The sequence below is a fragment of the Candidatus Cloacimonadota bacterium genome (assembly GCA_021734245.1).
GTDB lineage: Bacteria > Cloacimonadota > Cloacimonadia > Cloacimonadales > TCS61 > B137-G9.
Genome location: JAIPJH010000089.1, coordinates 1 through 13,570 on the forward strand (window position 1 = coordinate 1; position 13,570 = coordinate 13,570).

Sequence of the window (13,570 nt, forward strand, 5' to 3'; positions counted from 1 at the left end):
AGCCGTAGCAGTGTCTGTAGATTCAGATCATATAAAAGTGACAAGATAGTTTTTTGAACATCGAAACAGAAAATTGTGGAGATAAATTTTATCTCGAAACCGATTTACAAAAAAAGGAGCATTTATGGCTGATTTTGAAGAAATAAAAGCAAGTGCCAAAATTCCCAAAATTCCCAAAAAACGAATTCTAACCATCGTGATCATTATTGCTGTTGCTATTTTCATTTTAACAGGACTTTACACTGTCAATCCCGAAGAATTGGGTGTGATCCAGAGATTTGGGAAATATGTGGTTTCCACTGAACCCGGACTTCATTTTAAAATTCCGTTTGGAGTGGATAAACTTACCAAAGTAAAAGTGAAAGAAGTCTTCAAGGAAGAGTTTGGTTTCCGCACCATGCGAGCAGGTGTAAAATCACAATTTTCTCGTCGCAACTTCGATGTGGAATCTGTGATGCTTACCGGTGATTTGAATATCGCAGATGTGGAATGGATAATTCAATACCGCATCAAAGATCCGGTCAGATATCTCTTTAATGTGCGAAATGTGGAAGAAACTATTCGTGACCTGACCGAATCGGTAATACGTGAAGTGGTCGGAGATCGCAGTGTGGATGAAGTTATCGTTCTTAACAGAAAAGAAATTGCTGATGAAGCGGAAATTTTATTGCAAAAAGAATTGAACTACTATAAAGCAGGTGTCGAAGTAGTAACGATTAATCTGCAAAATGTAAATCCACCAGAACGTGTACGACCCGCTTTCAACGAAGTGAATTCTGCCAAACAGGAAAAGGAAAGGATCATCAATCAGGCCTGGCAGAAGTATAATGAAATAATTCCGGAAGCACGTGGTAAAGCCAAGCGAACCATCGAAGAAGCTCAAGGTTATGCCATCAATCGCGTGAACCGGGCAAATGGCGATGCTGACCGTTTTATGCAAATGTATAATACGTACAAAAATGCTAAAACTGTAACCAGAAAGCGCATGTATCTGGAAACAATGCAGAAAATCTTACCGAATGTAGAAAAGGTTTACATCGTTGATGAAGAGCAAAAAGGTTTGCTTCCACTATTGGACCTGAATGACGGAGGTAAGTAAAATGAAATATAAAACACTAATAATCGTAGCTGTAGTTGCCCTGATAATCATTTTTAATGCATTGTATGTAATTGACGAAAGACAGCAGGTTATCATCACTCAATTCGGTGATCCAGTTGGTGGTACAATAAATTCTGCCGGCTTACATCTCAAGATTCCCTTTATTCAAAAAGTTCATTTTTTTGAAAAACGTATTCTGGAATGGGACGGCGATGCCAAACAAATTCCCACTTCCGATAAAAGATATATCTGGCTGGATACCTTCTCTCGCTGGCAAATAAATGATCCCTTGAAATTCTACGAAACAACTCGCTTTGAAACTGCCGCTCATAGTCGTCTGGATGATATTATCAGTGGTACCACGCGAGATGTTATCAGTTCACATAAGCTTCTGGAGATTGTGCGAAACTCCAATCGTCAACTCACCTTTACCGAAGAATTTGAAACCAGCGATCTGGGTGATGTGATCAAAGAAACTATCCACTTCGGAAGGCGTAGTATTGCCGATTCCATCTTTGTTTTATCCAAACCATTGATTGCTGAGTATGGCATCGAGTTGATTGATGTACGCATCAAACGCCTCAATTACAACGAGGATGTACAATCAAAAGTATTTGATAGAATGATCTCTGAACGCCAGAAGATCGCTACAAAATTTCGCTCGGAAGGCGAAGGAAAATCTTCTGAAATTCTGGGTAGAATGAAAAAAGACCTTGATCAGATCGAATCGCAAGCTTATGAAACTGCTCAGAACATCAAAGGTGAAGCAGATGCATCAGCTATAAATATTTATGCAAATGCTTACAATCGCGATCCCGGTTTCTATGAATTCCTGAAAACCCTGGAAACTTACGAACTCACTATCGACAAGAAAAATACGCTGATCATGACGACTGACAGCGATTACTATAAATTCTTGAAAAGTTCAAAATAACATGAATATCTAACTCGTTCCTGAGATTTTTTTCAGGAACGAGTTTTTTTTATAGCGATTTATGAAAAGTCATGAATATTGGATGCAGAAGGCTTTGGAAGAAGCAAAAAAAGCTTTTGCAGAAACTGAAATTCCCATCGGTGCAGCACTTGTAAGAAATAATGAACTGATCGCCGCAAATCATAATCGTACAAATCAATTTAATGACCCTCTTGCCCACGCTGAAAAGCTGGTGATCGAAGCAGCGATAAGAAATGGAAATAAATTCCTGCAGGATTGCACTTTGTATATAACGGTTGAACCTTGCCTGATGTGCGCTGGCTTGATAATCTGGAGTCGAATTGGGAAAGTCTTTTTTGGCTGTTACGATGAAAAAGCCGGAGCTGTTGGATCAATTTATAATGCACTTCTAGATAAAAGTTTTAATCATAATCCGGAAATTGTTTCGGGTGTTTTGGCGAGGGAATGTTCTGAAATAATAACGCGTTTTTTTAAAGAGAAGAGAAATTAACTTTGCGATTTACTTAATTTAATCACAAAAACAGCACCCTGAGATTCATTATCTTCTACAAAAATCTTTCCATTGTATCTTTCGATCGTATTTTTGACAATATGCAAACCAATGCCGGTATGTCCAGAATCACCAAAAATAAATCCTTTTTCAAAAACCTTTGTTTTGATTTCTTCTGGTATCCCGATTCCGTTATCTGCAAAGCGAATTTCGTAATGATCATCAACAGGTTTAACACTAATATCTATAACATCAGCTTTACCATGCAGAAGGGAGTTATTGACTAAGTTTTCAAAAACGGAAAAGATAGCTTCATCAGTAAAAATCTCTCCACTTCCATTGATAACAAATTTAATTCCAGGATGATCTTCCACCAATTTTTTCCAAACTTCATCGAGATTAAATTTTCTTAGTTTAGAAATTAAATTGTTTTCAAGATTTCGCTGCTTATTTATGGTATCCAAACTTTTGTTAACTCTCTTTTCGATTTCAATTAACATATCTGTTTCTGATTTATTTTTGTAGAGTCTTGCTGCACTTTTGATAACTGAGAGATCATTAGCTATGTCATGTCGCAATATTTGATTAACCAGCAGGAGATGATTTTTATAACCTTCCAATTCTCTGTTCTTTTTTTGAACAAGTTTATTTGCCTGAGCTAATTCTACATTTTTCAGTTTATAAATTTCAGCTTCTTTTTCTTTCTTTTCAAGATCGAACCTACTTTTCATTTCAGAAATCTTTTTCTCGCTATCATTATTATAGATCTCATCAGATATTTCTTTAAATTTTTTATGATATTCAAATGCCTTCTTGAAATCAGCTTTTTTCTCGTAAGCCATAAAAAGAATCCGATAGGCGGAATTTTGTAATGGTAACTCACCTAATTCTTGAGCCAGTTTCAACTCTATTTCAGCACTTTTTACAGCTTCATTATATTGCCCGATTTTAAGGTATACACCCGAAATATTTCCAACTACTAAAGCAGCGTTGTGCTTATCATTTAGCTGCAAAGAAAATTCGTAGGCCCGATTGAACCAGTTCAGAGCTTCTTCAGGCTTATCCAAATCGAAATATACTCCGCCAATATTACTATAACAAGAAATCGAACCACGCACATCATTTAACTTCTTTCTGATCTTAAGTGATTTTTGATAATACTCCAGAGCTTTATCATATTTTTTTTGGATATAATTTATTGCCCCCAGGTTGTTATAAGAAAAAGCTAATCCAGCTTTATCTGGTAAAGTGAGTTTTATTTCCAGAGCTTTGCTAAAATACTCCTCAGCTTTTTCAAAATCGTGGATTCTGTAGTAAACAGTTCCGATATTATTGAAGCTTTTCGATATTTCCCGTGGATCTCCTGATTCTTCATCCAATTTTAAGGCTTCAAGATAATAATGTAATGTTTGGTCAATTGCGCCTTTATAATAATGAATTTCTCCAATCTGTGAAAAACATTTTGACCTTATCTTGTTATCCTGAATTTCATCAGTTAATTTCAGTGCTTTTTCAAGAATTGACAATGATTTTTCATAAGCACTCTGCTTGTTGTAAACATAGGCAATATTACTATAACTTTCTGCTACCAAATTTTTTGAATTCAATTCTGTGGATATTTGCAATGCTCTTTCATAAAAGAATAGAGCTGTTTCTAATTGATTTCTGCGATATTGATCACCCAGTTCAAAATAAAGTTTAACCATTCTGTCTGAGTATCCAGCTGCTTCAGCTTCTTCTTTGATCTTTTCTGCTAATTTTATCTTTTCAGAAGAAATCTCACATTCTTTTTGCATTTTAAGAAAGTTCTTAATCTGCTCTATGCAGTTTTTATTATCATTAGTAAAATATCGGGCTGCTAACAGAAAGTATAGATCGGTCTTTTCAGCTATATCTATTTGATCAGATTTTAGAATCCGCCTTATTTCAGCAATTGATTTCATAAAACTCTCACGTCTTCCATATTTTTTTTATAAACATCACAAAAAATATTTTTCTTAAATAAACGTCCAATCAATTCTGACTTTTGATGATATTAATTATTTCATCTGATTTAATAACCAGGGTTCACATCCCAAGTTGATCAAGTATTACCTGCGTTATCAATGTCCATCTGCGGTTTCAATAGCTGGTGATCGAAGCAGCGATAAGAAATGGAAATAAATTCCTGCAGGATTGCACTTTGTATGTAACGGTTGAACCTTGCCTGATCTGCGCTGGCTTGATAATCTGGAGTCGAATTGGGAAAGTCGTTTTTGGCAGTTACGATGAAAAAGCCGGAGCTGTTGGATCAATTTATAATGCACTTCTAGATAAAAGTTTTAATCATAATCCCAAAGTAATTTCCGGAGTTTTATCAGATGAATGTAAAACTCTTATCAAATTTTTTTTTAAAACAAGACGCTGATTTCTAACTAACTTTTTATGAAAGCTGAATAATGCCTTCCCGAATCGTTGAGATAATCAAATCAATTTCTTTGCTGGTAATAGCAAAATGTGGTGTAAATCTTATTCCATTATCTCCACCATGAATCATGTTTATACCATTTGTTCTCAAATAATATTCAAAACCATTTTCGGCAACAACAGGAAATTTATCTTTATTCAATTCAGCATTTACGATCAAACCCGTACCAATCACACTTTCGATAGCTTCAGGATATTCATCAGCCAGTTGTTGTAATTTTGTTTTAAATTCTCTGCCTTTTTCCACAATATTTTTGCGGATTTCTGGAGTAATATTTTCCAGTACTTCGCAGCCGACTTCTAAAGCTCGTGGATTTGTCGTCATGGTGTTTCCATAAACTCCTGGAACATACAACTCAGCAAATTTCTTTGTTAGTGCCACTACCGAAAGTGGATATTGACCAGCATTTAAAGCTTTTGAGTAAGTTTCACAATCTGGTGCTTCACAATTTTCGAAACCAGGATAATCAATTATACTCAAAACTCCCTGAGCTCTTAGAGCTGCCTGAATTGAATCTACAATCAACATACTTCCATGTTCAGAAGTCAACCTGCGCGCTAAATTATAAAATTCAGGTGTAATTGCCAATCCCGAAACACCTTCTCCCATAACAGGTTCCATATAAAAAGCTTCAATAAATATATTATTATCGGCAGCATTTTTATATATTTCTTTCAATGCTGTTAGATCGTTTGGTGGAACGATAATTAAATCATCAATATCAGAGAATGAATAGAGATTTTCCCGGTAAATTTTTCCAGTAGAATCTGATACTTTGGCAGCTCGATAAGTTCTACCGTGAAATCCTCCCTGCAAAGAAAGCTGTTTAACCTTTTTATTCCTGTTTTCTGCTTTTTCCATAATTTTTTTTGTTTGAATATCGCAAATCCTGGCAGCAACACTAACAGCTTCCGAACCACTATTCATGCAGATAAACTTGGAAAAAGGACAACTATCTTTCGTGTGTCCAATCTCTTTTTTTAGTAAATCAGCAAAACGTTTTTGGCTGAATTGTGGAGTCATCACATTTGCCATTACCCAGGGTTTTGACATTGATTCTAATAGGATAGATGATGAATGTCCCATTCCCAGCATGCCATATCCGGCCGAATCATGAAGGACACCTCCGTGAGAAGTTACAATCCAGGGACCAAATGCACTTAAAGCAACAAATGGGCTACGAGTTTTCTCGGGATAAAAATTTTCATAATCTTTCTGTAGTAGGATACATAAATCTTGTTCATCCATCTGCAATTCTTCTGAATAATCCCTTTGAAGTGATCTGTGACTTTGGAAAGCTGTGTTTATAGTTTTTTGCAAATCTTTATCATCCAGGAATGTCTCTATTATTTCATCCGATAAACCTTCTGTAACTCTTCTGCCTGAATAGTTTCTTATTTCATACAACTTTTGAACCAGTTCATTCATTTTAAGTCTCCTTTTTTTACCGATATAACCAAATCAGCAATTTTTTTATTCATGTATTTGATTGTTATAAAACCAATTAACAACGTCAAGTAAATACTTAACACGCATCCCCCGAAAAATATTTATTTTCCAGTAAGCAACAAAAAAAAACAATAATTTCATTTTTTTCAAGCCCATGAATTTTTAACCTGTGAAATCAATTCAATTTCACTGGGTTATTCATGGGAAAAGCAAACAAAGCCTTTTGTAGTAACCATTTCAATGGTTTATTATTTGTGCAAACGGTTGAAAACGTTGTCCGATATATTTCTGGTATCAAGATTCCCACGAATTAATTCGTGGGCTTTGCTGGATAAGGTTTTGGATGGGTAAAATAGCAACAATTTCATTTATTACAATAGATTATGTTTATACCTTCCAAATTTTTCGGGGGATGCATGAATACTTAAGATGATTCTAAAAACACAATTATAGCATCGAGATTTCTATTGTTTTAACTGCTTAATGATAAACCATTTATTTCATCTACAAACATTTAAAAATTAAATGTTATATTCAGCAAATGCAATATGTTTTGTTTAGATGAAATTCATATTACTATAAAAAAATCTACTGTTTATGGGTTTAGATTTTTTGTATATTGACATAAAAAAATAAATTTTTAGGTTTACTTAGTTAAATATTTTTTTGTTTGGAGAGTAGTTTTGGTAATTATAAAATCAGAAAATAAAGAAAAAATAAAAATCTTGCATTTTGAAGATAAAGGCATCAATCAAAAGGCTTCTAAAATATCTGTTAAGGACCGAAGTAATTGTTATCATTTTACGATACTTTATTTTATCAAATCCCTACTTCGGATCGACATCTTTCCAGATAAACATTAGATTGACATATTTTAGGTGGAATATGAGAATTTATAAATTAAAAAATCAAATTCAGAACTACAATTGGGGAACAAAAGATTTCATTCCTGAGCTTCTGAAAATAAATAATGAGAAAAAACTTCCCTGCGCCGAATTGTGGATGGGAGCTCATCCCAAAGCTCCGTCACGGGTTATCGAGCTGAAAATGAATTTAATGCAATTGATCGAGAAATTCCCAGAAGCTGCTCTAGGAAAAGAATGTCAAGATTCATTTAACAATAAATTACCATTTTTACTGAAAATATTGTCCGCCGAAACTCCTCTTTCTATTCAGGTACATCCCAGCAAAAATCAGGCAGAAGAAGGATTCGAATTAGAAAATTCCAGCGGCAAACCAATCGATGCATTTGATAGAAATTATAAGGATAACAATCACAAGCCGGAACTGATCTGTGCTCTTACACCTTTTGTAGCAATGTGTGGATTTCGTCCCTTATCTGAGATAAAAAATCTTTTGGATACCTTTTTAATGAAAAGCATATTACCGAAATACGATTTTGCAGAAAACAATGAAATCGAATTGAAAGATTTTTTTTCAAGATTGATGAATGCAGACAAAAAGAAACAACAAAGTTGGATTGATAATCTGATCTGCAACATTAATAAAATCTCAAAACCTGAAGAATATAAATTTGAAATTTACTGGATCAAAAAGCTACAAAATTTTTATCCAGGTGATATTGGAGTACTTTCTCCTCTGCTATTGAACTTGATTGAATTAAATTCCGGAGAAGCATTATATCTGCCAGCTGGAGTTTTACATGCCTATCTTAAAGGAACAGGAATCGAGATCATGGCAAATTCCGATAACGTTTTGCGCGGAGGTCTTACAACAAAACACATTGATGTACCAGAACTTTTGAAGGTTTTACATTTTTCCGGTAGTGATATCGAAAAGGTCCAGCCACAAAAAAGTACATCATACGAAAAAACATATAAAACTCCTGCTAATGAATTTGAGCTTTCTTACCTAAATTTATATAATCAAAAAATTAAAATTAGAAATAAAGGTCCGGAAATTCTGTTTTGTATCGAAGGTAAATCTATTTTGAATTCGCAGCAGAATATTTCATTTTGCAAAGGAGAATCTGTTTTTATTCCAAATAACATAAATGAATATTCTATACAGGGAACAGCAAAGATCTTTCGGGCAAAAATACCCATAAGGAGATAGATAGCTTTTTCAGTTTACTCTACTTCCCATATTTTTTCTCGTAAACTCAATATCTTAATCAAGCTCGTGGTCGAAATCAGCAAGAAGTTCCAAGGTTCTCATACTTTAAAAAATCTAACTGGAAAAAACTATAAGCTTTATCAGAAAATATCTGGCGGAGAGTCAGGGATTGCAGATTCAAAGAAACACCGTTTCTTTTTCGGTCTGCGCTACTTCGCTTCTAATATCTCGTAATCTCGATATCAGATTCAAGCTCGTGGTCGAAATCAGCAAGAAGTTCCAGGGTTCTCAAACCCTAAATAACTAACTGGAAAAAAAACTATAAGTTTTATCAGAAAATAACTGGCGGAGAGTCAGGGATTCGAACCCTGAAAAATTTCTTAATTTCTTGACATTTATGGTTGTTTATAGTTATTTGTTAATCAGTTTAAATATAGTGATTTAAAAAGATTTTACTTTCTGGTTGTTTTCCGTTATTTTTGGTTATTTTTATAAAAAGTGTACACTTTTTGGTCACCCAGATTGTAATCATTACAAGGAGATTAAACTTTGAATTATAAGGATTTGAACGAAAAGGTCGTTAATAAAATTAGTAATTATAACGACAGTTCCAGGATAAAAATCAGGTTAAAGAGAATAAAATCGGGTTATTCTGCCTATTTAGATTATAGAAATAATAATGGTAGAGAAAGAAAATATCTCAAAATATATCTTTCAGGAGATCCAAAAGATTGGTCAACTGACAGAGCTCTGCTTCTTAAAATAAAAGATCTCCAGAGAATTGAAGAAGAAAAGTTCAGATTAAATTCTGATCTTTACAGTCTCAATAGAAATAAAATGGATGCTAACTTCGTTATCTATTTCAAAAACCTGGCTGAAAAATATACAGGTAATACAAAGAGAAATTGGCATAGCGTTTATTCTCATCTTGATGCCTTTACCAAAGGTTCCATAAAATTTTCTAAAATCAATGAAATCTTTTGTGAAAATCTTAAAGATTATATGCTTTCAAAACTATCGGTAAATACAACTATTTACTATTTCTCCAAACTCAATCAAGCCTTGGATCATGCTATTTATAAACATAACCTACCTATGCTGAATTATTTTAAAAAGGTAAAGCATCCCAAGCCAACAGATCCGCCAATAAGATATCTGGATGAATCAGAAGTTATTAAGCTAATCAAGAATCCACATCCAAATATTAGAGTAAGGAATCCATTTTTATTTTCCATTTTTACCGGATTAAGATTGTCAGATACTAAAGCACTAAAATTCGAAAACATAAGAAATAATAGACTTTCTATCGTTCAGATAAAAACAAAAAAGCCGTTGGATGTTCTGCTCAATTCAAATGCTATCAGGATAATAGAAGAACAGAAATCTATCGTGGGAAACAGCGAATATGTGTTTCATTTCCTTGATGATGATTACATGAATCGGCGGATAAAAGAATGGGTAAAATCTTTGGGGATAAACAAGGAAATTACTTTTCACTGCGGAAGGCATACATTTGCTACAATGGGTGTCACTTATGGCATGGATATCTATGAAGTGTCTGAATTGTTAGGGCACACAGACATCAAGCATACACTCATTTACGCCAAGTTAGTAAATAAGAAGAAAGATCTTGCAGCCCTCAGATATCCAGATTATTATTCCCCCAGAATTTAATTATCATCAAGCTTTAACAATCTACTCTTCTTCCCGAAACTTGTTATCAACAGTTAATTTTTAGTTCTTGTTGCAGCGAAATATAATAGGCATCGTTCCATTTTTAGATGTTCAGATTTGGCAAAGTCTGCAAGTTCACCCACGGCTAAAGGACCAGGAGTTAATTCTACAAACAAATCTGTATCAGGATGGAAATATGCTCTGTTCTCATCCAGCTACGAACGAACGACATTTGAGATATTAAACGTTCGTTTTAAACAAAAATTTTTAATAAGGATCGACCGATGTAAATGCATAGAATTTTAGATAGATCAGCATTGTAAATATAGACCAGCATGATGAAAACGTAAATTGTTTTGTCTAATCAATTTATCAGTCGATGATACATTAAACAACACATTTTTTTTTAATAATACTGCAGATCGACGGTGAGTTTTGCTTTGCAAAGCCATACCTTGTCGATGAATCGTTTTCTCATAAATTCGAAAAGCGATTCTTAAACCGTGAAAAATTTGATTGAGGGTTAGGAAGTGTCAAGGAATTTGAGAAAAAGCGTGAAAGGGTAGAAGCGGAAATGAGGATAAGAGGGAGTGCCAGCGTGCGGAATACCTGAGAGAATGAGAAATTTGAAATCGGAAGAACGCCTGAAGTCCAGACGGAACTGAACTCCAGTCCAAGTTTGAAGTCAAATCTCAAAAATTAGAATTTTTCAAAACATTCCGATGATCTGCGAGCAATCGGAAGTTTTCACATATCCCCCGAAAAATTTGGAAGATATAAACCTAATTTATTGCAATAAATGAAATTGTTGCAATTTTATCCGTCCTAAACCTCATCCAACAAAGCCCACGAATTCATTCGTGGGAATCTTGATACCAGAAAAATATCGGACAACGGTTTCAACCGTTTGCACAAATACATGAAAACCATTGAAATGGTTATTATAAAAGATTTGTATGCTGTTCCCATGAATAATTTCATGGGCTTGAAAAAAAATGAAATTATTGTGTTTTTTGTTGATGACTGGAAAATAAATATTTTTTGAGGGATACAATCGGAAGTTTTCTTTTGACAAATATTGTTTATACTAACAGGTTCGTTTTTAGTTTTGAAATCAAGGGAAAATAATGCAGATTGAATTGAAAGAATGCTCTATTAAAGATGAAAAGCGCATTGCCCTGATATTCAAATATGATAGAGAAGTAATTGATCTGATAAAACAGATCGAGGGCAGGAAATGGTCGGTAAATGATAAGTTCTGGCATATTCCCTACCAGGAAGAAGTAATTCAAAAGCTAAATAAACAATTTAAAGATAAACTGGAATTTGTTGAATATTCTGAAGTTCCAGCGGAATATATTGATGCTTTGGTAAGGGAAGATTACAATGAATCTACTATTAAAACTTATTCACAAAATTTCAGAAAGTTTTTAAAACATTATCCCAACACAAAACCAGCTGATATCACACCTGATCAGATTAGAAAATACATAGTTTACTTAGTAGAAGAAAAGAAGTGCTCTCCCTCATATCAAAACAATGCTATCACAGCAATTCGATTTTATTACACCAAAGTTTTGGATAGAGAATTAGATGACTATTATGCTCCTCGCCCTCATAGACCAAAATCAACACCTAAAGTTTTGAACGAACATGAAGTCGCTACAATTTTGAAGTACGTTACTAATCTACGTGATAAATGCATGATTTTCCTGGTATATTCCGCTGGATTATCTCCCAGCGAGATAATTTACCTGAAACCAGAACATATAGATTCAAAAGCGATGAAAATCTTTATCAGCAGTGCAAAAGGAGACAAGGACAGATATGTAGTTTTAGCGGAAAAGCTGCTGGTCTTTTTGCAAAAATACTTCAAGCAATATAAACCAAAAATGTGGTTGTTTGAGAGCAATCCCGGTAAACAATATTCCAAAAGAAAGCTGCAGAAAGCTTTCCAAACAGCAGTAAAGAGAAGCGGGATAAAGAAAACAGCAACATTAACGATATTGAAAAATTCGTTTGCTGTTCACTTGATAGAAAAAGGAGTTGATATAAGATATATTCAGAAAATGCTGGGACATAAGCAAACTAAGACTACAATGAAATATCTAAAGGCGAGTAAAAAGGATATTAAGGCAATTACAAGCCCGTTGGACAACTTGGAAATTTGAAATGGAAAATGTGAAATGGGAAATTTGAAATGATCGAGTTAGAGACAAAAGATTATAAACTGATTCCGATTGAAAGTGATCGCTATAAAATTGAAGTCTATGCCTTTCATTTTACCAAAAAGCATGCTCTTACAATAGATCGTTGTTATTTCAGCGGACCGCAGCAATCCTGGGTGATGCCACAAAGTGAAAAATGTTTAAAACAATTTCTAACTCTGTTCCCTGAAAAGAAGGAAAATCATAGGCAGAAAGCAATTCAAGATATGATCGATCAGTTGATAGTTAAACGCTACAGTGAAAATACGATCACAGTCTACAAAGATCATATAATCAGGTTTTTTGATCATTTTTCTAATATGCAGCCTTCCCAACTGACAGATGAAAATGTGAAAGAGTATATTCTTTATCTTTTAGAAACAAAGAAAATTTCGCTTTCATATCAGAAGCAAGCTATAAGCGCTATAAAGTTTTATTTTGAGAAGATATTGAGAAGAGATACAAAGAAATACTATTTCGAAATGCCCCGCAATAATGAGGAAAAGTTACCGATTGTATTGAGTAAAAGGGAAGTAAAAAGAATTCTGGATTGTACACAAAACTTGAAACACAAAACCATTCTTTCGACAATTTATTCAGCAGGATTGAGATTGAGTGAAGTGGTAAATTTGAAAATTGCAGATTTAGACAGTGAACGCAAACTAATATATGTACGAGGTGGAAAAGGCAAAAAAGATAGAACCACGATATTAGCTGAAGAATTGTTGATCTTGTTAAGAAAATATTTTAAGATTTACAAACCGAAAGTCTGGCTTTTTGAAGGAAAAAATGAAGGAAAGTATTCGAAAAAAATGGTACAAAAAATTTTTTATGATTCTTTACATAAAGCAAATATTGACAAAAAAGCATCGGTTCATACATTACGTCACAGCTTTGCGACACACTTATTGGAGCAGGGAGAAGATTTGAGGTATATACAGAAGATTTTGGGGCATAAAAACATTAAAACGACAGAAATATATACGCACATAACAAAGAGAGGATTTGAGAAAATATTAAGCCCCGTCGACAGTTTGGATTTCGAAAGTTAGGAGATATACAATAACTCCAGAAAAAAGTTATTGTATACTATTTTTTGGATATCTATAGTTAGTTATGTCTACCAAAAAAGTAGGCGTGAGTACGAATGTTA

At 33.9% G+C, this 13,570-nt stretch carries 10 protein-coding genes; 8 read left to right on the plus strand and 2 right to left on the minus strand.

Features of this window, described 5'->3' with window-relative positions; translation table 11 throughout:
- Positions 1–124: 124 nt before the first annotated feature.
- The 3 genes from hflK to tadA all read left to right on the plus strand — a co-directional run bounded on the left by hflK (position 125) and on the right by tadA (position 2,544).
- Entirely contained in the window at positions 125–1,099 is a 975-nt protein-coding gene (gene hflK, locus K9N40_11295; GenBank protein ID MCF7815050.1) for an FtsH protease activity modulator HflK, read from the plus strand.
- On the plus strand, positions 1,083–2,033 hold the full coding sequence (gene hflC, locus K9N40_11300; GenBank protein MCF7815051.1) for a protease modulator HflC: 951 nt from the start codon (positions 1,083–1,085) through the stop codon (positions 2,031–2,033). The genes hflK and hflC overlap by 17 nt, the downstream gene beginning before the upstream one ends.
- A 61-nt stretch (positions 2,034–2,094) precedes the next feature.
- Positions 2,095–2,544, plus strand: a complete 450-nt coding sequence (gene tadA / locus K9N40_11305) for a tRNA adenosine(34) deaminase TadA (protein ID MCF7815052.1) — start codon at positions 2,095–2,097, stop codon at positions 2,542–2,544.
- Here the strand turns inward: tadA and K9N40_11310 are convergent.
- Positions 2,541–4,487: a tetratricopeptide repeat-containing sensor histidine kinase gene (locus tag K9N40_11310; protein ID MCF7815053.1), complete on the minus strand. Its 1,947-nt coding sequence runs from the start codon at positions 4,485–4,487 to the stop codon at positions 2,541–2,543. The two genes, tadA and K9N40_11310, sit on opposite strands and share 4 nt — an antisense overlap.
- Positions 4,488–4,675: 188 nt before the next feature.
- Between K9N40_11310 and K9N40_11315 the strand changes: the two genes are divergently transcribed.
- Positions 4,676–4,951: a nucleoside deaminase gene (locus K9N40_11315; GenBank protein MCF7815054.1), complete on the plus strand. Its 276-nt coding sequence runs from the start codon at positions 4,676–4,678 to the stop codon at positions 4,949–4,951.
- A 15-nt stretch (positions 4,952–4,966) separates the two neighbouring features.
- On the opposite strand, the gene K9N40_11320 is transcribed toward K9N40_11315, so the two are convergent.
- Positions 4,967–6,439, minus strand: coding sequence for an aminotransferase class III-fold pyridoxal phosphate-dependent enzyme (locus tag K9N40_11320; GenBank protein ID MCF7815055.1), 1,473 nt, complete (start codon positions 6,437–6,439; stop codon positions 4,967–4,969).
- 906 nt (positions 6,440–7,345) lie between these two features.
- Between K9N40_11320 and manA the strand changes: the two genes are divergently transcribed.
- The 4 genes from manA to K9N40_11340 all read left to right on the plus strand — a co-directional run bounded on the left by manA (position 7,346) and on the right by K9N40_11340 (position 13,469).
- Positions 7,346–8,536, plus strand: a complete 1,191-nt coding sequence (gene manA / locus K9N40_11325) for a mannose-6-phosphate isomerase, class I (protein ID MCF7815056.1) — start codon at positions 7,346–7,348, stop codon at positions 8,534–8,536.
- A 549-nt stretch (positions 8,537–9,085) separates the two neighbouring features.
- A complete protein-coding gene (locus K9N40_11330; GenBank protein MCF7815057.1) occupies positions 9,086–10,210 on the plus strand; it encodes a site-specific integrase in 1,125 nt (374 codons plus the stop codon).
- 1,127 nt (positions 10,211–11,337) lie between these two features.
- Complete coding sequence (locus tag K9N40_11335) at positions 11,338–12,381, plus strand: site-specific integrase (GenBank protein MCF7815058.1); 1,044 nt, start codon at positions 11,338–11,340, stop codon at positions 12,379–12,381.
- Positions 12,382–12,557: 176 nt separating this feature from the next.
- Positions 12,558–13,469 carry a site-specific integrase gene (locus K9N40_11340; GenBank protein MCF7815059.1) on the plus strand — a complete coding sequence of 304 codons (912 nt, stop codon included), beginning with the start codon at positions 12,558–12,560 and terminating at the stop codon, positions 13,467–13,469.
- Positions 13,470–13,570 lie beyond the last annotated feature (101 nt).

Bases quoted from the DNA above. Each gene is read 5' to 3' on its own strand.
- hflK (MCF7815050.1), top strand. From the start codon at position 125: ATGGCTGATTTTGAAGAAATAAAAGCAAGTGCCAAAATTCCCAAAATT.
- hflC (MCF7815051.1), top strand. From the start codon at position 1,083: ATGACGGAGGTAAGTAAAATGAAATATAAAACACTAATAATCGTAGCT.
- tadA (MCF7815052.1), top strand. From the start codon at position 2,095: ATGAAAAGTCATGAATATTGGATGCAGAAGGCTTTGGAAGAAGCAAAA.
- K9N40_11310 (MCF7815053.1), bottom strand. From the start codon at position 4,487: ATGAAATCAATTGCTGAAATAAGGCGGATTCTAAAATCTGATCAAATA.
- K9N40_11320 (MCF7815055.1), bottom strand. From the start codon at position 6,439: ATGAATGAACTGGTTCAAAAGTTGTATGAAATAAGAAACTATTCAGGC.
- manA (MCF7815056.1), top strand. From the start codon at position 7,346: ATGAGAATTTATAAATTAAAAAATCAAATTCAGAACTACAATTGGGGA.
- K9N40_11335 (MCF7815058.1), top strand. From the start codon at position 11,338: ATGCAGATTGAATTGAAAGAATGCTCTATTAAAGATGAAAAGCGCATT.
- K9N40_11340 (MCF7815059.1), top strand. From the start codon at position 12,558: ATGCCACAAAGTGAAAAATGTTTAAAACAATTTCTAACTCTGTTCCCT.